The organism is Microcoleus sp. K4-B3, assembly GCF_036704615.1.
Lineage (GTDB): Bacteria > Cyanobacteriota > Cyanobacteriia > Cyanobacteriales > Microcoleaceae > Microcoleus.
The window spans coordinates 1-18,753 of record NZ_JAUBSF010000073.1; the positions used below are offsets into that span (position 1 = coordinate 1).

Annotated in this window: 18 protein-coding genes and 1 pseudogene; 11 read left to right on the forward strand and 8 right to left on the reverse strand. The window is 44.9% G+C overall.

The features are described 5' to 3' along the window. The first annotated feature begins 204 nt into the window (after positions 1-204). Positions 205-375, forward strand: coding sequence for a hypothetical protein (locus tag QUA78_RS24155; RefSeq protein ID WP_333306898.1), 171 nt, complete (start codon positions 205-207; stop codon positions 373-375). A 132-nt stretch (positions 376-507) separates the two neighbouring features. On the opposite strand, the gene QUA78_RS24160 is transcribed toward QUA78_RS24155, so the two are convergent. The 3 genes from QUA78_RS24160 to QUA78_RS24170 form a co-directional block, all read right to left on the reverse strand. Next, positions 508-1,074 carry a Uma2 family endonuclease gene (locus QUA78_RS24160; protein ID WP_333306903.1) on the reverse strand — a complete coding sequence of 189 codons (567 nt, stop codon included), beginning with the start codon at positions 1,072-1,074 and terminating at the stop codon, positions 508-510. An 8-nt stretch (positions 1,075-1,082) separates the two neighbouring features. After that, positions 1,083-1,412 (reverse strand): iron-sulfur cluster assembly accessory protein, encoded by a 330-nt coding sequence (locus tag QUA78_RS24165; RefSeq protein ID WP_333306899.1) that lies wholly within the window; start codon positions 1,410-1,412, stop codon positions 1,083-1,085. A gap of 146 nt (positions 1,413-1,558) precedes the next feature. After that, positions 1,559-1,978, reverse strand: a complete 420-nt coding sequence (locus QUA78_RS24170; protein WP_333055108.1) for a phosphomannose isomerase type II C-terminal cupin domain — start codon at positions 1,976-1,978, stop codon at positions 1,559-1,561. 615 nt (positions 1,979-2,593) lie between these two features. Here QUA78_RS24170 and gltB point away from each other — a divergent pair. The 6 genes and pseudogenes from gltB to QUA78_RS24200 form a co-directional block, all read left to right on the forward strand. Beyond that, a complete protein-coding gene (gene gltB, locus QUA78_RS24175; RefSeq protein WP_333399060.1) occupies positions 2,594-7,180 on the forward strand; it encodes a glutamate synthase large subunit in 4,587 nt (1,528 codons plus the stop codon). Between the two features lie 131 nt (positions 7,181-7,311). Next, positions 7,312-8,658: a hypothetical protein gene (locus QUA78_RS24180; protein ID WP_333303502.1), complete on the forward strand. Its 1,347-nt coding sequence runs from the start codon at positions 7,312-7,314 to the stop codon at positions 8,656-8,658. Then, positions 8,655-9,665 carry a DNA-processing protein DprA gene (locus QUA78_RS24185; RefSeq protein WP_333303501.1) on the forward strand — a complete coding sequence of 337 codons (1,011 nt, stop codon included), beginning with the start codon at positions 8,655-8,657 and terminating at the stop codon, positions 9,663-9,665. The genes QUA78_RS24180 and QUA78_RS24185 overlap by 4 nt, the downstream gene beginning before the upstream one ends. Positions 9,666-9,722: 57 nt before the next feature. Next, entirely contained in the window at positions 9,723-9,959 is a 237-nt protein-coding gene (locus tag QUA78_RS24190; RefSeq protein ID WP_333303500.1) for a DUF4926 domain-containing protein, read from the forward strand. A gap of 35 nt (positions 9,960-9,994) precedes the next feature. Continuing rightward, entirely contained in the window at positions 9,995-10,852 is an 858-nt protein-coding gene (locus QUA78_RS24195) for a hypothetical protein (RefSeq protein WP_333303499.1), read from the forward strand. Between the two features lie 492 nt (positions 10,853-11,344). Further along, positions 11,345-11,458, forward strand: a pseudogene (locus tag QUA78_RS24200) (element excision factor XisI family protein); the annotation flags it as partial. Positions 11,459-11,483: 25 nt separating this feature from the next. Here the strand turns inward: QUA78_RS24200 and QUA78_RS24205 are convergent. Continuing rightward, positions 11,484-12,254 carry a class II glutamine amidotransferase gene (locus QUA78_RS24205; protein ID WP_333303498.1) on the reverse strand — a complete coding sequence of 257 codons (771 nt, stop codon included), beginning with the start codon at positions 12,252-12,254 and terminating at the stop codon, positions 11,484-11,486. 523 nt (positions 12,255-12,777) lie between these two features. On the opposite strand from QUA78_RS24205, the gene QUA78_RS24210 reads away from it, so the two are divergent. The 4 genes from QUA78_RS24210 to QUA78_RS24225 all read left to right on the forward strand — a co-directional run bounded on the left by QUA78_RS24210 (position 12,778) and on the right by QUA78_RS24225 (position 16,318). Next, positions 12,778-12,993, forward strand: a complete 216-nt coding sequence (locus QUA78_RS24210) for an ATP-binding protein (RefSeq protein WP_333303497.1) — start codon at positions 12,778-12,780, stop codon at positions 12,991-12,993. Between the two features lie 78 nt (positions 12,994-13,071). Further along, complete coding sequence (locus QUA78_RS24215; RefSeq protein WP_333303496.1) at positions 13,072-14,991, forward strand: iron uptake porin; 1,920 nt, start codon at positions 13,072-13,074, stop codon at positions 14,989-14,991. 371 nt (positions 14,992-15,362) lie between these two features. Then, positions 15,363-15,692, forward strand: a complete 330-nt coding sequence (locus tag QUA78_RS24220) for a hypothetical protein (RefSeq protein WP_333303495.1) — start codon at positions 15,363-15,365, stop codon at positions 15,690-15,692. Between the two features lie 350 nt (positions 15,693-16,042). Further along, positions 16,043-16,318: an ATP-binding protein gene (locus tag QUA78_RS24225; protein ID WP_333399065.1), complete on the forward strand. Its 276-nt coding sequence runs from the start codon at positions 16,043-16,045 to the stop codon at positions 16,316-16,318. 23 nt (positions 16,319-16,341) lie between these two features. Here the strand turns inward: QUA78_RS24225 and QUA78_RS24230 are convergent, their stop codons facing one another. The 4 genes from QUA78_RS24230 to QUA78_RS24245 all read right to left on the reverse strand — a co-directional run bounded on the left by QUA78_RS24230 (position 16,342) and on the right by QUA78_RS24245 (position 18,650). Next, positions 16,342-17,232 carry a thermonuclease family protein gene (locus QUA78_RS24230; RefSeq protein WP_333303492.1) on the reverse strand — a complete coding sequence of 297 codons (891 nt, stop codon included), beginning with the start codon at positions 17,230-17,232 and terminating at the stop codon, positions 16,342-16,344. Between the two features lie 96 nt (positions 17,233-17,328). Continuing rightward, entirely contained in the window at positions 17,329-17,907 is a 579-nt protein-coding gene (locus tag QUA78_RS24235) for an ACP phosphodiesterase (RefSeq protein WP_333303491.1), read from the reverse strand. A 3-nt stretch (positions 17,908-17,910) separates the two neighbouring features. Continuing rightward, on the reverse strand, positions 17,911-18,246 hold the full coding sequence (locus tag QUA78_RS24240; RefSeq protein ID WP_190740648.1) for a XisI protein: 336 nt from the start codon (positions 18,244-18,246) through the stop codon (positions 17,911-17,913). Continuing rightward, positions 18,234-18,650 (reverse strand): element excision factor XisH family protein, encoded by a 417-nt coding sequence (locus QUA78_RS24245; RefSeq protein ID WP_333303490.1) that lies wholly within the window; start codon positions 18,648-18,650, stop codon positions 18,234-18,236. The genes QUA78_RS24240 and QUA78_RS24245 overlap by 13 nt, the downstream gene beginning before the upstream one ends. Positions 18,651-18,753: the final 103 nt, after the last annotated feature.

An 18,753-nucleotide genomic window follows, 5' to 3' on the forward strand; every position in this document is an offset into this window, starting at 1 on the left:
TATTCTCTCCCGGCGCGGTGGCTCTAGTTCTTCTGAAAGCCACCGTTCTCATCTTTATTTAGTCTAAACTACAGTTAGCATATCAGGGCAAAAAAATGAAACCTTATTCGATTGAGACGAGTGAAAAAATAGTTAAAGTTTATGAACAACGTGATACATCTATTCGGAAAGTAGCTGCCCGATTTGATGTGAGTAAAGCATTTTATGGTGGTCACAACTGAAAGCTTTTTTACGCAGGATTTTTCTGCTGTCCAATCTCACATCGCCACCTGCAAGTATCAAACTATTGCCCGATCGCACTTGCAATCCAGCAGTCGATGGTATTTACTATATTTCCGGGATTCAGTCCGTACTGCAATCCCAGAGGAACGTTAACTATTAGCAAAGGCGTATTTTGTCCCGCACTTTTTATTCAGTCCGCGCAGGCGGACTTTGTTTGACAAGAAGCGAATTCTATTCGCCGAAACTTACAGTAAAACCAGCTATTTTTTCTATTAAAGCGCAATATTATGCTTGAGTTTCTGCTTCAGTAAAAATTGGTGGCCACAGTTCAGCAATGGGCAATTCCCAACCAGGAAAAAGTTCGGCTACTGTCAAAATATCTTCATTTCCCAACACAATCGGTTCACCTTCCTGACGATAAACTGTAACAGTTTCTTCATCCGGATCGATCAAAATTCCTACTTGCGCTCCGAGTTCTATAAAATTCTTAATCTTTTTTTCTAGCGGTTTAATGCGATCGCTCTGTGATTTAATTTCTACTACCAAGTCTGGGACTAATTCTCCAAAATAACGGGGACTTTGCCTGAGACGTGCGGCTCGGACAAAAGAAACATCAGGTGCTGTGAGGTTAGCATCAGGTAAAATAAAGCCGCCTGCAGAGTCAAAAACTCGACCCAAACGGCGGGGATTTACCCAAACGAAAAGAAAGGCACTCAAGCGAATGCCAATTTCACTAGATACAATATCTGACGGCCCCACTATGATAATCTTTCCGCTTTCTAGTTCAACTTGGTAGTCTTGACCGGCTTCTTTGAAGGTTTTTTGGACTTTTTCTAAGTCTTTGAGTGTCATCATATTGATTATTTCTTAGCCGAAAAGGAGTTGCCGCAGCTACAGCTTTGGGCGGCATTGGGATTGTGAAATCGGAAACCTCCGCCCATCAAGTCTTCTGAATAATCCAAAGTGAGCTCATTGAGATATTTTAAGTGCTGGGGGTCGATCGCAACTTCAATTCCCTCGGACTCGCATACAGCGTCTTCTGGGGCTGGCGCATCGTCAAATGCCATTGTATAAGACAAACCGGAGCAGCCGCTCGATTCCACGCCCAGACGAAATAAAGCATTGGGGTTCGGATACTTCGACTTGAGGCGCGTTACTTCTATCGCTGCTGTTTTGCTCAGATGAATCATTATGGGTAATTGGTAATTGGTAATTGGTAATTTGGAAGTAATGTTGAGTTTTGAAAATGTAGAGTGTGCCTAGGCGTGCACCTTACCCGGAAAATGTAGGGTGCGCCGGGCCGCGCACCTTACCGCTATATCTTTAGCAACTTGAGTTACTTAGCCTTTTCTGTACGGGCATAATCATCTTGAAAGCGTACAATATCATCTTCTCCGAGATATTCGCCATTCTGCACTTCAATTAAAACCAGGGGGATAACTCCCGGATTTTCCAGGCGGTGAGAAATGCACTGAGGAACGTAGGTAGACTGATTTGTAAACAGAACTTGTTCCGTTTCGCCGCAAGTAACTTTTGCAGTACCAGAAACCACGATCCAGTGTTCGCTGCGGTGGTGGTGCATTTGCAGGCTGAGGCGGTGTCCGGACTTAACTTCGATCCGCTTAATTTTATATCCTGGGCCTTCTTCTAAAGTTGTAAATGAACCCCAAGGCCGCAATTCTGTAGCGGCTATTCCGTTGGGTGCAGCAGGTGCGTGCAGAGTAGATACTTGAGAAATTTCTTGAATCTGTACCATGATTTTCACTCCTTGAGGATTGCTTGCTGAATCCTTTGGTAAACGACGTTGGATTGTGATATTAGCTAATTTATCCTTAAAACCGAAGTCCGATCGCGCGAACCGCTTAGCGGACTGTAGAGTTTTGCACTTTTGTCTGCTCTGCTCGATCGACCCATCTTGACCACCATAGCAAAATCATCACAGCGGTTGTTACCTGGTATGTGCGATCGCCCAAATCTACATCAAATCTTCATTCTCAAAGGCTTGTGCTTTAAAGAAGCTTAACGGGGAAAGGAGAGAGGGGGAGTGGGAGACGGGAAGAGAGGGGGACACGGGAGAGAGGGAGAGGGAGAGGGAGAGGGGGAGGGAGAGGGGGAGAGGGAGAGAGAGAGGGGGAGAGGGAGAGAGGGGGAGAGGGGGAGAGGGGGAGAGAGAGGGAGAGGGGGAGAGAATTTTTCTTCTGACTAATGACTAATCGCTAATGGCTAATGAATCATGGCTGCTGAGATATAACAATTTTCTTAAGCTTAAAACTTACAAGCAGACATGATTAGAAAATACAGATTAGGTACAATAAAAAGCTTGGTACTCTGTCGATCGCAATTTTTTCGTCACTTTTAGGAAAACATCAAAATGAACAGCAACGAACTGCCACAAAAACAAGGCTTATACGATCCGCAGTTCGAGCACGACGCTTGCGGAGTCGGGTTCATCGTACACATGAAGGGTAACAAATCCCACGAAATTGTCGAGCAGGCACTGACAATCCTCTTGAACCTCGACCACCGGGGCGCGTGCGGCTGCGAACCCAACACCGGAGACGGGGCGGGCATTTTGATGCAAGTGCCCCACAAGTTTCTGAAGAAAGTAACCGCAGCCCTAAACATCGAACTTCCCGAAGCCGGCGAGTACGGCGTTGGCGCGATTTACTCGTCGCCAAATCGAACTGAACGGGAAAACGGTCAGCGCATTTTTGAGGAAATCGCGGCAGAAGAAGGCCAGGAAGTGCTCGGCTGGCGCGATGTTCCCACCGACAACTCGTCCCTCGGCGACACCGCCAAATCTAGCGAACCCTTCATGCAGCAAGTGTTCCTCCGGCGGGCCTCCGGTATTGACGAGGCGGCTTTCGAGCGGAAACTGTACGTCATCCGCAAGCGGGCTCACAACGCCATCCGCAGGACTAACACAGACCCCTACTGGTACAATTCCACTCTCTCGTGCCGGACGATCGTCTACAAGGGTATGTTAATGCCGGTGCAAGTCGGCGATTACTATCCCGAACTGCACGACCCCGACATGGAAAGCGCTCTAGCCCTGGTTCACTCGCGCTTCAGCACGAATACTTTTCCGAGTTGGGAACGATCGCACCCTTACCGCTACATCGCCCACAACGGCGAAATCAACACGATGCGCGGCAACATTAACTGGATGCACGCGCGGCAATCGCTGTTCGAGTCGGAACTATTCGGCGATGACTTAAAGAAAATCCCCAATTTAATCAATATCGAAGGCAGCGACTCGACGATTTTTGACAATGCTTTGGAATTGCTGAATTTGGCCGGGCGTTCTTTGCCGCACGCCGTAATGATGATGATTCCCGAACCTTGGACGGCCCACGAGTCGATGAGTGACGAGAAAAAGGCTTTCTACGAATACCATTCCTGCTTGATGGAACCTTGGGACGGCCCAGCTTCGATCGCCTTTACTGACGGTACTTCGATCGGGGCAGTGCTCGATCGCAACGGTTTGCGCCCTTCCCGCTACTGCGTTACCAAAGACGACTTGGTAATTATGGCATCGGAAGCCGGAGTTTTGCCGATCGCCCCAGAACGAATTGTCTCAAAAGGCCGCTTGCAACCGGGGCGGATGTTCCTGGTAAATACAGCAGAAGGCCGCATCGTTTCTGACGAAGAAATCAAACATCAAATCGCCTCCGAACACCCGTACCGCCAGTGGATCGACCAGCACATGGTCGAAATCGCCAAACTGAAAGATGCGCCGGCATTGCCAGAATCCCACCCCGAAACATTGATCCAGCGCCAAATGGCTTTCGGCTACACCTTTGAAGAACTGCGGTTGCTGTTAGCGCCGATGGCAAAAGATGGCGTGGAAGCTGTCGGTGCGATGGGTGCGGATACGCCGCTGGCGGTGCTTTCCAACCGCCCAAAACTGCTTTACGAATACTTCCAGCAGTTGTTTGCTCAAGTTACCAATCCGCCAATTGATTCTATCCGCGAAGAAATTGTAACTTCTGCCGAAACTACGATCGGCGCTGAACGCAATTTGCTCAAACCAGAACCGGAAAGCTGCCATTTGATTGAACTGAAAACGCCAATTCTCAGCAATGAAGAATTAGCTAAGCTCAAACACGTAAATGAGGGCAATTTCCGGTCGATTACACTGCCGATTTTGTTCGATCCCAAAAGCGGCGTGAAAGGTCTAGAACAAGCGTTAGAAGAGGTTTTTGCAGCAGCAGACAGCGCGATCGCCTCCGGGGTGAATATCATCATTTTGAGCGATCGGGGGATCAGTCCAGACAAAGCCCCAATTCCGGCGCTGCTGGCAGTTGCGGGCCTGCACCACCACTTGATCCGTAAAGGTACGCGCACGCGGGCGGGACTCGTGCTCGAATCCGGCGAACCGAGGGAAGTTCATCACTTTGCGACTTTAATCGGCTACGGCTGCGGCGCGATCAATCCGTATTTGGCCTTCGAGACGATCGCCGATTCGATCCGCGAAGGATTGCTGCTAAATGTCGAGTACAAAACAGCTTGCAAAAACTACGTCAAAGCGGCAACTAAAGGTGTGACGAAAGTTGCCTCGAAAATTGGGATTTCCACAATTCAAAGCTATCGCGGCGCGCAGATTTTTGAGGCGATCGGCTTAAACAAATCCGTAGTCGATAAATACTTTGCTTGGACAGCCTCCCGGATTGAAGGCGTAGACCTCGAAGTCCTCGCCCAAGAAGCAATTTTGCGCCATACCCACGCTTTCCCAGACCGCCCATCCAGCGGACATACTCTCGATGTCGGCGGCGAATATCAGTGGCGGAAAGAAGGCGAGGCGCATTTGTTTAGCCCGCAGACAATTCACGCGCTGCAAAAGTCGGTGCGTGAGGGCAGTTATACGCTTTTCAAACAGTATTCTGGGCTGGTTAACGAACAAAACCAGCAGCATTTTACCTTGCGCGGTTTGTTGCAATTCAAGCAGCGGGAATCGATACCGATTGAGGAAGTTGAGCCGATCGAATCTATTCTCAAACGCTTTAAAACTGGGGCGATGAGTTACGGTTCGATTTCTAAAGAAGCCCACGAATCTCTGGCGATCGCGATGAACCGCATTGGTGGCAAATCGAACACCGGTGAAGGCGGGGAAGACTCGGAACGCTACACTTGGACGAACGATCGCGGCGACTCGAAAAACAGCGCGATCAAACAAGTTGCTTCCGGGCGTTTCGGCGTTACCAGCTTGTACCTTTCCCAAGCGCGGGAACTGCAAATCAAGATGGCGCAAGGCGCGAAACCCGGTGAAGGCGGACAGTTGCCGGGTAAAAAAGTATACCCGTGGATTGCCAAGGTGCGGAACTCGACTCCGGGTGTGGGTTTGATTTCGCCTCCTCCTCACCACGACATTTATTCGATCGAAGATTTGGCCGAATTGATTCACGACTTGAAAAATTCCAACCGGGAAGCGCGGATTAGCGTGAAACTGGTGTCGGAAGTTGGAGTCGGGACGATCGCGGCCGGGGTTGCGAAAGCCCACGCCGATGTCGTGTTGATTTCCGGCTACGACGGCGGAACCGGCGCTTCGCCGCAAACTTCGATCAAACACGCGGGATTACCTTGGGAATTGGGACTGGCGGAAACTCACCAGACTTTGGTACTCAACAATCTCCGCAGCCGGATTGTCGTGGAAACTGACGGTCAAATGAAAACCGGCCGCGATGTAGTAATTGCTGCCTTGCTTGGTGCGGAGGAATTCGGTTTTGCGACCGCGCCGCTGGTAACATTGGGCTGCATCATGATGCGCGTGTGCCACCAAAACACTTGCCCGGTGGGCGTGGCGACGCAAGACCCGCTGCTGCGGAAAAACTTTACCGGCGACCCCGATCACACGGTAAACTTTATGACTTTCATCGCGCAGGAAGTCCGGGAAATTATGGCGCAGTTGGGCTTCCGCACGCTGAATGAAATGGTTGGCCGCACTGATGTTTTGGAACCTCAGCAAGCTGTGGAACACTGGAAGGCTAAGGGTTTGGACTTCTCCAAAATCCTTTATCAGCCGGAGGTTGGGGCGGATGTCGGGCGCTACTGTCAGATGGCGCAGGATCACGGTTTAGAAAAGTCGATCGACATGACAGTGTTGTTGGATTTGTGCAAAGGTGCGATCGAAAACGGCGAAAAGGTACACGCCAAACTGCCGATTACCAATGTCAACCGCGTTGTCGGCACAATTCTCGGCAACGAAATCACCAAACGCAACTGGGAAGGTTTGCCGGATGGCACGGTGCACCTGCACTTCCAAGGCAGCGCTGGGCAAAGCTTTGGCGCATTCGTGCCCAAGGGAGTCACCCTGGAACTCGAAGGCGAAGCTAACGACTATTTGGGCAAAGGGCTCAGCGGCGGCAAGATTATCCTGTATCCGTCGCCAGCTTCTACCTTTGTCGCGGAAGAAAACGTGATTGTCGGTAACGTAGTGCTTTACGGCGCGACTGCTGGTGAGGTTTTCATCCGAGGGATGGCGGGCGAACGTTTTGGGGTGCGTAACTCCGGCGTGAATGCAGTAGTTGAGGGTGTGGGCGATCACGGTTGCGAGTACATGACTGGCGGCAAAGTTGTAGTTTTGGGTGAAACCGGGCGCAATTTTGCAGCGGGTATGAGTGGCGGTGTTGCTTACATTTTGGATGAAGCGGGGGATTTTGCTACTCGCTGCAATATGTCGATGGTGGATTTGGAAAAATTGGAGGATGTTGAGGAGATTGCTGATTTGCGGCAGTTAATTCAGACTCATTTTGATTTGACTGGAAGTGCGAAGGCATCGAAGGTTCTGGCTGCGTGGGATGAGATGGTGCCGGTGTTTGTGAAGGTGATGCCGAGGGATTACAAGCGGGTGTTGCAGGCTATTGAAAGGGCGATCGCATCGGGTTTAAGCGGTGATGATGCGCTGACGGCTGCGTTTGAAGAAAACGCTCGCGATGTCGCTCGGATTGGCGGCAGCTAGGGTTTAAAATGAAGTCTAACAAGGGGTTGAAGCCCCTTGTTAGACTCACACTACCTATACCGCGTATTCGGTTTTGATAGGTTTAGTGCAATACACTCACTGGTAGTAGTACGAGCAACTTTGAGAATTCCATGATTAGAATTCCCACGAACAACAGGGTATTAGCCGAGCGTAAAATTTTGTTAATAGACTTGGATGGAACTTTAACAAATACCGCAGATATCGCATTGAAACCCATGAAAGATGGGCAGCAGCAAACAGATTTATCACGGATTGAAATCTTTGAGGGTGCTAGAGAATTTATCTCCGAAGCAACAGGTCTGGGATTTCAGTGTATTATTGTCTCTGATTCGCATCCCAAATATGTCAATACAATTGTCAAAGAGTATTTTGGTAATGTTTCTGCACTGTCGCTTGCAGATAAACCTAATACCTTAAAGACTCTTAATTTTTTGCGTTCGCAAAACATAGAAATTTCAGATAGCAATTGTTACGTGCTTGGTGACTCTTGGTTAGATATTGAACTGGGTCGAGGACTACGAGTACCAACAGTCTTAACTGTATTCTATGAAGCAACAAATTTAGAGATTAGAGACGGGATTGGTGATTATGTTAAAAACATTAAGAGCGGTTCTACATACTACGCTGAGAGTTATGATGAGATCCTAAATATTCTGAGGTATCCTTGGCAGAATTTGCTGTGCTTGGAAGCTCGTTACACGGGTACGGTAAGTTACTTAGCAAGGAAACCGCGTCGTGATGGCTTTCTGCCAGATAGAGGCTGGACTGCTCACAGAATTTTGGCTAGGCAGTCTCAGGGTGAGTGCGATAAATACCATACTACGGAGAAATACTTCGAGTTCAATCGGGCGGATAGAAGCAGAGAGTTATTATTTACACTTCGGGATTCTGTCATAACTTATGTAGACCGTATCCTAGAGCAAAGATCCTTTTTATGGGATATATTTACCTATGTGCCGGACAAGCAGACAACGCAACCAGCGAATAAAATGGGGGAATTGTTTGACCTCATTGTTGAACTTGTTGGACAGAGGACAGCCTGGTTGAACTGCCTCAGTATATTTGAGTGGAATGAGGGGGTAGATTCTTCAACTCGCAGACAACCTTCAGCAGGCGATCGGCGGAGGTTCGTGCGTAGTAACCTTATCTTGCAGGAGGGAGTGAATGTCAATGGCAAAAATGTCATAATAATTGATGATCAGTACACTACTGGAGCTACAGCAGATGCTCTGGCAGAGAACCTACGTGCTAGAGGAGCAAAGAATATTCTATTTATTGCTTTGTTTCATCTAATAACACCTGTGAACAGTAGTAAACTCTGTCCTAAGTGTTTAGTAAATGGCCTGAATAAACAACTACAAGTAAAGATAAATAGGCAAAATGGTAGTAAGTTTTATTCCTGCGTTTTGCCTAGATATGGTGGCGATGGATGTGGATACACGGAGAACATAGGATGAAACTAAATTTGGAACTAAGCTTGATTATTCTCGCATTCTCTCTTCTCAAGGGAGTCGGGGCTGTATTTGTCAAGAAAAGTCTGGTAACTATACAAAATAGTTACCATTATTTGTCAAGTGAAAATGCTAATGCTAGCCTTACTAAACTTCTAGCATTGGTGGGAAAAAAGTATTCAGCTTTAGAAATCGAAAAAGCTATTTCTCAAGCTGAGGATATACTAGCTGAATGTGAAGCTCATGAAATTGGTTTCACTTCTGTTGTAGATGCAAACTATCCTAAGAAGCTTTTGGGTTTAAAAGATCCTCCACCGATACTTTTTTTTAGGGGAAACCTATCTTTACTAGATAAAGATGTAGTTACTCTCATTGGGACAAGGAAGCCAAATGAAAATGGCAAAATAATTGCCGAACGAGTTGGTAAATATTTTTCATCAAGAGGTTGGGTCATCTGTAATGGTTTAGCTGATGGCATAGACACTTTTTCAATTCTAGATCGGGACAACAATTGCTTTGCAGAGGTAATCGGAGTGGTAGGCAGTGGATTAGCTAAACCCTCTTTCCGATCTTTGCCAAAGCAGTCGGAAATTAATATTGAACGCATCTTGACAAATGGTGGACTTGTTGTCTCTGAAATTCCTCCTTTGAAGAAGCAAGATACTTTTTCAGTTGTGAAATCTTGTCGCATTCAAGCAGGGCTTGGAGCAGGTTTGATTCTTATCCAAAGTTCTCTTAACGGAGGCTCACGTTTCACGGTGAAAGCTTCGGTTGAGTCTAACAGACCCTTGGGAATCATACATCCTCTGGAACCAGATATGCACCGCGATGATTATAGTGCTAATAGAAAAATCATTGAATATGGGGTTCAAGGGTTAAATGAGTTTGTAGAGTTAAAAAACAGCAAAAACTCCCACTCTCAAATTGTGGTGTTATTAACTAAACAGTCATATCCAGTGCTTGAGTCAGCTCTAAAAGAAGAGAAAATATCAAAGTTATTGCTCACTATCTAGCAGTCATTTTGAACTGATTCTGTTGATTCCCGATTAACAAGTTAAATAGAGGACAATATGAACTATCAAGTTTATTCTGATGTCATCTTGCTGTGCAACCTTTCTGAAGAAGGACTTGATGTCGGCGATATCGGTACGGTTGTAGAACAGCATCACGTTGAAGGACTAGAAACAGGTTATAGCGTTGAGTTTTTCAATTTGTTGGGAAACATTGTACCAGTTGCGACGCTACCTGGAAGTTATTTGCGATCGCCAACCCGTGCAGACAGACCTACAGTTAGACTTGTTAACTGATATCATGTATAGAATTAGGGAAATCAACAAGCAAAATGATTCAATCCATACCGAAAATATCCATCAAACCTGGATACCGTCCCCAGTCGAATGATAAAACTCCTGAAGCTGATGCAATTGATTTTTACCTACTGCGGCAACTCACCAATTCCCAACGGTGGCAAATGGGGGCAAAATTAAATCGTTGGGCAAAAACTGTTAGCTTGCGCGGGATGAAAAAAGCTTGTCCCTCAACCTACAAAGAGCGATTTGCTCGATCGATATTAGGTAGCAAGTGGTTGCCAATTTTAACCCCCACCAGTGATCCCTCTATGTGGACGCAAGACCCCAGCGAAATTGCTAGACTGTTGCACCGAATTTTTGAAACATTAGGTATCTCTTATTATATTACAGGAGGCGTTGCCGCTTCTGTCTATGGCGACCCGAGAACAACACGCGATTTAGATTTAGTAATTGAATTGCTCCGGGACAATATTTTTCAATTAGTTGAAGCACTAGAAACGGCTGGTTTTTACTGCCCTCCGGGTTCGGTACAAGATATTCAAGAGGGTAGAGGGATGGTGTTAAGCGTCACTCACATGACTTTAGTATTGAACGCTGATATTGTGCTAAATTCTAATACTGAATTCGACCGCTCAAAAATGGCAAGACGACGATTAGAAGCGCTTGACGAAGCTGGTGTAGAACAATTTTGGGTTGCTTCTCCTGAAGATATTGTGTTGGCAAAACTGCTCTGGCGGCAACAGTCTAAGTCTCAAAAACAATGGAATGATGTTTTGGGAATTCTGAAAGTCCAATCTGAGAATTTGGATCGGGATTACTTAATAGAGTGGGCCCAACAATTGGGGTTGATTGATGATTTGAACCTAGCTTTTACTGAATCAGGGATTTGATGCGATCGCAATTCGCGCAGTGCGATGGGAAAAAAGGTCGATCGATAGCAGAGAAAATAGTGCAATGGATAAACTAACTGAGTATCCAAAGTAATAGAGCATATTTTAACCGAGTATCTATAATTGTACCGCCATCCTCAACCAGACATCGAGACATTCTTGATTGTAGACGAGCAAAACGGTCATTTATTCTCCTATTCTTCAATCTAAAATCTGAAATTTAAAATTTAAAATCGATAACCAGACATCGAAACATTCTTGATTGTAGACGAGCAAAACGGTCATTTATTCTCCTATTCTTCAATCTAAAATTTAAAATCTAAAATCTAAAATCGATAACCAGACATCGAAACATTCTTGATTGTAGACGAGCAAAACGGTCATTTATTCTCCTATTCTTCAATCTAAAATTTAAAATCTAAAATCTAAAATCGATTGACTGTTTACGTTCGGATTCGCGATCGCAAATTCTGGATCTAGGAAGATTGGACAGAAGATGGGATTGCAACGGATTTGGTGCGTGCAGGGGTTCCCAAGCAAGATATTGTGTTGGCATTTCACGAGCCGGGAATGCGACAATACACAGATTTTGCAGCCGCTTCGTAGCGGTCATTTAACTTAACTTCAGCGGTTAAAAATTTACCGGGCAACCATCCTGAAATACCAGCAATTCTCCCGGGTGAATTTGCGTCCAAACTTCGTTATCAGTCAGCGGAAAAGTGGCAATAACAGCCACGCGATCGTCTTCCTTTGTCAGTTCCCGGAAATCGACTGTGACATCTTCGTCGATCGAGTGAGCGCTAGCAAAAGGTGCTTGTCGCACAATATAATGCAGATTTGTAGAACAATGCACAAACAAATGTTCTCCATCGGAAAGTAAATAATTAAAAATTCCGTACTCGGCCAAAGTTTTAGTAATTTTATTCAATACCGCGTAAATTTCCGTCAAATCAGGCTTATTTTGAGGGAAACTTTCTCGCAACCTTTCTAATATCAAACAAAAAGCTTTTTCGCTGTCAGTCTTGCCGACAGGTATGTAAAATCCGGCACTTTCTGGATGAAAATTTTCTAGATTTCCGTTGTGAGCGAACACCCAATAACGCCCCCAAAGTTCCCGAATAAAAGGGTGGCAGTTTTCCAGAGCAATTTCGCCTTGGGTAGCTTTGCGGATGTGAGCAATGACGTTAGTTGAATGAATGGGATAGCGACGCACTACTTCAGCAACCGGAGAAGCAATCGCAGGTTTAGAGTCTATAAAAAGGCGGCATCCCAAACCTTCAAAGAAAGCAATTCCCCAACCGTCTTGATGAACGTCTGTTCTGCCACCTCTTGCAGAAAAACCCTCAAAAGAAAAGCAAATATCTGTCGGAACATTGCAGTTCATTCCCAGTAATTGGCACATAGCTTTTAAGTCTCGGGAGTGTGGATCGATCGCGCAGCTATTGGCAGCTACAGATTTGCGGTGATAATATTATAGTATTAACGGGTTAAATAAGTTAAAGACTCTTAATATTTTTGCTTGGTCAACCGTAATGATACTGAAGTTAAGAAGTTGGCGATCGCTAAAAAAATCGTGTTTCCCTGCGAACTATGTTAACCGATAACTCGCTCGCACTGTTTACCGTGCAGACAGCGAGTATCAAATGTTAGCCGATATCCGGGAAGGAATTGATAGCACTTTGATGATTTTGCAGCACCGTTTGAAGATCAATAATAACCGTCCGGCTATTCAACTTATCAAAAATTATGGCTAGATTAGTTTGCTTAAATGCTATTATAACTGAATCAGGTGTTGATGAATGGTAATGGAAAAGGCGCTCGATGCTTTATCACAAGCTAAGCAACGGTGTATTTTTGCAGCGATTACATCCGCACCCAACATCATTACTATTACTACTTAATTCTGTGAGCGAGAGCGAGATATTTTGATTAAAATCAAAGACAATGGCACAGGAATGTCTGAGGAAATAATATCGCAGATTGTTGACTCTTCATTCACTACCAAATCAGTTGGGAAAGGAACGGGAACCGGATTGTCAATCAGCCGTCACATAGTGGAAGAAACCGAGGGCGGCAGTTTGACTTGTTCGTCGGTTTTGGGAGGAGGAACGGAATTTACGATCGCCCTTCATCTAGAATAGTGCGTGAAGGGTAGCTATCCCGTAGTAAATCGCCTTTTTTCTCACTTTTTTGGACAAATCTTAACAAAGTATAATAAAATGAAAAATCACAAGTGCGATCGACAAATTTGGAAAATCCTTAGCAGCTTAATAGTAGGATTCGGATTGCAGGCATTATTCAGCATTTCAGCCTTAGCAGAAACGACCGATCCTGAAACAACAGCAAATAGTGCAAATTCCGAAGATCCAGTTACTGAATGGTATCAATTACCCGCACCGACAAATAATCTACCGGATAATTTCGATCGTAATCCCGATCGACAATCAGTCGAAAATTCTCACAATGTAGATGAAACTTCACCGATCAACCCCATATCGGAGCCGCCCCTACCTATGGCGAGTGAGATAGAAACTCACATATCCGAAGCCAGCGAAACGCAGCCCGCAGAAATACCTCCGTTAATTGAAGAAAATAAATTAGCAAATCCCCCATTAATTTACCCTACTGAAAACTCAATAGAACAAGTTACATCAGTTTCCCAACTCAGCGACGTACAGCCCACAGACTGGGCATTTCAAGCACTGAAATCCTTAGTAGAAAGATACGGCTGCATAGCTGGATACCCCGACGGAACCTATCGCGGAAACCGCGCCCTCACCCGCTATGAATTTGCAGCCGGAGTCAATGCTTGTTTAGATAAAATACGCGAGTCGATCGCCAAACAAACCCAAAACCAAGTCAACCGAAATGACTTGATAAAAGTGCAAAAATTGCAAGAAGAATTTGCAGCAGAAATTGCCACACTGCGAGGTCGAACCGATCTCCTAGAAGCGCGAGCTACCGAACTAGAAGCCAATCAATTTTCAACAACAACTAAGCTATCAGGATTCACGGTTTTTGGAATACAAGGGCGCACTCCCAACCGTGCAGATCGCGCTCCCAGAGACGGCAAAAGGGATACCAAAGACCCCGGTACAAATGTCAACTCGATCAACTTTACTCAATTATATTTAACCACTCAATTTAGTCCCCGCAGTAACTTATTAATCGGTTTTTACAACCAGAACGGAAGCAATTCACCACAATTAACCGAAGACGTAAACGTTGCTTATAATTTAGGCGAAACTCCTGGATTAACTATCAGCGACCTCAACTACCGCTTTCTGGTCGGTGACAAATTGGCAGTGTTTGCAGGGACAGCAGGAGTTAACATGGTTACCGGTTTTCGAGGGCCGAATCGCGCCGAAAGTGCAGCTTCCGGCCCCCTTTCTGCCTTCGCCCAAAGAAACCCTATTTTGAACACTGGTTTGGGTTTAGGCGGCATCGGCATTGACTGGCAATTTGCGAATCGAGCCAGTTTGCAAGCAGTTTATTCTACTAACATTCCCGGATTCTTTGTTAGTTCTAACGGGTCTAAAGGACACAATACATTGGGGGTACAACTAACTCTGACACCAGTCGCTCCTGTTGATGTTACTGTCTATTATGTTAACGATTATTCGCCGAACGGTAATCTGATTAATTTGGCTGGTGATGGCCAATTAACTGCTATCAATCCTAGCACAAATAAGTCCGAACCTCTGGAAACAAATGCAGTGGGAGCCAGTTTAAATTGGCGCATTTCATCGCGAGTTTCTCTGGGAGGTTGGGCTGGTTATACTAATTCTCGCATTCCGGGTAAATCTGGTACGGTAGCAACTACAAATTATATGGTTTTTGTAAATTTTCCCGATTTGTTTAAATCAGGAAGTTTAGGAGGAATTTATATCGGGCAACCGCCTAAAATTGTCAGCAGCAATTTACCTACAGGCAATAACGTTCCTGATTTTTTAGATACGGGCTTAGGGCGATCGGGCGGGCAACCCGGAACGACTACTCATGTAGAGGTATTCTACCGCTGGCAGGTGAATGATAATATCAGCGTCACCCCTGGATTGATCTTGATTTTTCAACCCGGTCACACTCCCGATAGCGACCCGATCTCAGTTGGTGTACTGAGAACTTCATTCTCTTTTTAATAGTGCAATCCTGTGGGGGCGGGTTTAGTAGATCGATCGCGAATTGCAAACAATTTTGGTGAACCCGCCCCTGAGCAACCGCCCACAATAAAATTTAATTTGTGGAACAGGCATCCTGCTCGGTCAGCAGACAGTGATTAAAAGCCCAGCGGGATGTCCTAAGATTTTTTCTCAGTAAAAACCCGCTACTTTTACTGAAACTTTACATTTGGTAGTAATTTCCCCGTTTATATCTTTCTTTCTTACATACAAATACGTAATTATTAAGTTAAAAAAAATACGCATAAACACGCTTGAAATATAAGTTTTGCTCATTTAATCTATTATAAGAAGCAGTAATAAGAGTTCTTTAGGTTTAGGTTTAGATAAATATGATTAAATCAACGGGCTATTTTTGGTTCCTGGGCTTTGCTGTAATTTCTGCTATGACTGCCTATCCATGTCAGGCACAAACGACTGTCAAATCGCAGATAAATGTAACTGAAACACAGGAGATCACAAGTACCGAGTCAGCAGATGTTGCTAAAACTCCTGCGAGCGATCTCGGGAAAAATCCTAACATTTCTAAATCGTTTACTGTCTCAGAATTGAATAGCACACTTCCTAACTCTCGTCCTCCTATAACAACTCCTCAAAATCAATCTGCACGCACAAATCCCTTAGGATGTCGATTTTTTGATACTCCTTCAATGCAGCAATAAATGTTCCTGCATCTCTTGATAAATAGAATATCAGGGCTGAATAGAGGGCGATCGCTTCCTAGCATCATCCTCTATTTATTTGCGCGATCGCGAAACTTGCCAGGTACAGCCAATGCTAAAACAGACCACAATTTTCAGACAACTTCCTTTATCAAATAAAGCAATCCCAAAATTATCCCTGCAAACCATCCCGATCGTTCCATTTGTCCTACAAATCTTCGCAGCCCTAGGTTTAGCTGGATATTTATCATTCCCCAACGGACAAAAAGCCATTAACGATTTGGCAAATCGACTCAGTAACGAAGTTAGCGGAAGAATTACATATCCATCGCACCAACAGCCAGCCAACTATTTTAGTTTCCACAGAGATGACCGCCGAAAATTGTGCGATCGTCCGCATTCAAGATAATGGGCGCGGTATAGCCGGAAATATACTATCCAAGATATTCGATCCTTTTTTCACCACAAAACCTGTAGGCAAAGGAACAGGCTTAGGATTGTCTATAGCCGATCGGATGGTGCGAGATAAACATCAAGGATATCTGATTTGCACCTCTAAATCAGGAGAAGGGGCAGAATTTGCGATCGTATTTCCTAAGAAAATTAGATGCAGTAAAAACGATTGATGAAATTAACTCTAGTTTAAATATTATCGGGGAAAATCTGAAAGTTGTTTGATATCCTTCAAAACTATTTGAGGCTTCCCTTTGTATTGTTCTACCTTCCCACTGACATACACATATCCCCGTCCCAGACCCGCATAGCGCTTCTCGATCAGTCGCTTCAAGGGAGCCATTTCATCAGTTTCAGCATCTGGTATCCACAAGTGTAATTTATGATAAACCGAACCTGCATAAATCAGAGCATTACCGTCGATCCATTTATTAATTCCCGCCTGCAAATCGCAGAAAATAGTAATAGATTTAGCTGTCTCAGAAGCCGCTAAGATTTTTGGGTAGTGCAACCTCACAGAAAGCGCTCCTGCGGTTGCTTCGGCAAACCGAAACTCTTCAACAATCGAGCCTCGCATCGACCACCAAGGCAGTAAATTAGCATAGTTGCGAGAGGGAATTTTGGCATTGGTAATCGGATTCCAAATCATCAGATTGTAAGCTTTTGCCGCCGATTCTGCCTCAGTCATTTGTCGGTGATACAATCTGGATCGCCCGTATTTGACAAAGTAGGGACTCCAGCCTTCTGCAATCAGTTTGAGATTGTAATTTTCTCCATCTTTATGCACGTAACAGAGGAGACGCCCGTAGTTGTCGCGGTGTTTTTGTAGAGCCACTTCAACCGAATCGGCTGTATCAAATTCTATGTCAATTTGAGCAAGTCCGCCGCCATCCGTCGCAAAGTATTTTTTAGCCATTTCCGAAGCTGCTTTCCCCGCCGCAGTTACAGGTTTAGAGCCTCCCGAGTGACTTTCTTCTGTATCGACGCAAATCAGCCGCAGAGACTCGGTTTCGCCGTTGAGAGAAATTTTGATGCTGTCGCCATCAACTACTTTAGTTACTTGCAGGTTCGGAATTCTGGTTGCCATATTTTGAACCCTGTTGCACTTGAGATTTCATGCAGGTATCGGTTGGATTATACACGAGTTCGCTATCAATAGCAACTGTAATTTTTGTTTTTTGTATTAATATTTGCCAACAGTCGCGTATTTTATCAACTCGGGAAAAAAATCCCGAAAATCCGATTCTAAGCGCTGATAGTTAGCTGTCAAATCTTCTATGCCGCTTGCCAAGTTATTTGTCCGCTTGATTCGGGCTGACATTCTTGTAAGAGTGATGCCGATTTCGGCAATTTCCTGATAAGATGAAAGCAAGTCGCGGGCAATTATTGTTGGCAGCACCCGCTGGAGAGATTCAGGCAATATATCGCGATTGTCTTGCAGGACTTTATAGACATGGCGAGAAAAATCGGGAAGCGGAATTTCTGAATATTCCAGCCAATTTTTAGCTAAGAAGTGGTCGTAAAACACGTCAATTAAAACTCCAGCAAACCTGCGTCTATCGGCGCAAACAAGGCTTTTACTCGATCGCACTATGGCGTGAGAATCCGTGTAGCTATCTACTTTGCGGTGCAAATCGATGCCCTTTCTAATTTCCTCGGGATAAAGGTTGACTGCCGAACCTTTGACAAAATCTCCTAAGAGGTTGCCAATCAGGGATTCTGGCGTGCCTTCTGATAAGAATAGATGAGCCAAATAATTCATTAACTACACAACTGCATAACCTGTATGAGGTCTGACATCTGCGGGATGAAAACCTAAAACAATGGAATCCTTGGAAATTCCAGCAGCTACAAGTTCTTTCGTCACCCCGTATTCTGTCTCATCTCGCTGTACCCAAATCTTATCATCAATAATATCTATATGAACCAAACAGCCGTGAATTCGTTTGGCTTTATCCCAGCCTAAAGTAACTAGCAGGTAACAATCAGATTTTTCATCAAACACGGCTTTACAAATTATATCGCCATGAGAGTAAGGAATTTTTGTGTAAGGTTCGAGAACTGTTTTAATGGTGGTTCTAAAGTTAGCTAAAGTATCCATTTTACGATCGCCTCTTGATTTGGGTCGAATACAATCAGCTTGAGCTTTTCATCTTCAATCATTAATTGACCGATCGGTTCTTCAAATAGAGATTCATAGGTGATATCGCGAACAGCCAGATAAAGCGTATGTTCTGGATAAGTTCTCTGAAGCACAGATCGATAAATAGTAAATTGTCCGATCGCCTCTCTCAAGTCCTGCATTTCTGAATCGCTGACAAAGTTTTTGACTTCCACAGCAATTTTTTGTTCTCCTCGTTGTGCTGCCAGCACCTGTTTTGCTCCCAGATCCACATACATATCTTTTTTTCCCCATTTCAGATGGAGAGGATCGTGAGTAATTATCCACCCATCATTGATGAGAGATTTTTTAACTGTATTGTGGTACAGGTCTAAAGCAGGCATAGAACAACCCGAGCAATATTAGACTTCATGGTTATATAATAGCAAATAATGATGCAATTATCTTAAACCGCAACTACAAAGAGAAAGAATAATGGCTGTTCTG

Coding starts and splice junctions, on each gene's coding strand:
- QUA78_RS24155 (WP_333306898.1), top strand. CDS start 205: ATGGTGGTCACAACTGAAAGCTTTTTTACGCAGGATTTTTCTGCTGTC.
- QUA78_RS24160 (WP_333306903.1), bottom strand. CDS start 1,074: ATGACACTCAAAGACTTAGAAAAAGTCCAAAAAACCTTCAAAGAAGCC.
- QUA78_RS24165 (WP_333306899.1), bottom strand. CDS start 1,412: ATGATTCATCTGAGCAAAACAGCAGCGATAGAAGTAACGCGCCTCAAG.
- QUA78_RS24170 (WP_333055108.1), bottom strand. CDS start 1,978: ATGGTACAGATTCAAGAAATTTCTCAAGTATCTACTCTGCACGCACCT.
- gltB (WP_333399060.1), top strand. CDS start 2,594: ATGAACAGCAACGAACTGCCACAAAAACAAGGCTTATACGATCCGCAG.
- QUA78_RS24180 (WP_333303502.1), top strand. CDS start 7,312: ATGATTAGAATTCCCACGAACAACAGGGTATTAGCCGAGCGTAAAATT.
- QUA78_RS24185 (WP_333303501.1), top strand. CDS start 8,655: ATGAAACTAAATTTGGAACTAAGCTTGATTATTCTCGCATTCTCTCTT.
- QUA78_RS24190 (WP_333303500.1), top strand. CDS start 9,723: ATGAACTATCAAGTTTATTCTGATGTCATCTTGCTGTGCAACCTTTCT.
- QUA78_RS24195 (WP_333303499.1), top strand. CDS start 9,995: ATGATTCAATCCATACCGAAAATATCCATCAAACCTGGATACCGTCCC.
- QUA78_RS24205 (WP_333303498.1), bottom strand. CDS start 12,254: ATGTGCCAATTACTGGGAATGAACTGCAATGTTCCGACAGATATTTGC.
- QUA78_RS24215 (WP_333303496.1), top strand. CDS start 13,072: ATGAAAAATCACAAGTGCGATCGACAAATTTGGAAAATCCTTAGCAGC.
- QUA78_RS24220 (WP_333303495.1), top strand. CDS start 15,363: ATGATTAAATCAACGGGCTATTTTTGGTTCCTGGGCTTTGCTGTAATT.
- QUA78_RS24230 (WP_333303492.1), bottom strand. CDS start 17,232: ATGGCAACCAGAATTCCGAACCTGCAAGTAACTAAAGTAGTTGATGGC.
- QUA78_RS24235 (WP_333303491.1), bottom strand. CDS start 17,907: ATGAATTATTTGGCTCATCTATTCTTATCAGAAGGCACGCCAGAATCC.
- QUA78_RS24240 (WP_190740648.1), bottom strand. CDS start 18,246: ATGGATACTTTAGCTAACTTTAGAACCACCATTAAAACAGTTCTCGAA.
- QUA78_RS24245 (WP_333303490.1), bottom strand. CDS start 18,650: ATGCCTGCTTTAGACCTGTACCACAATACAGTTAAAAAATCTCTCATC.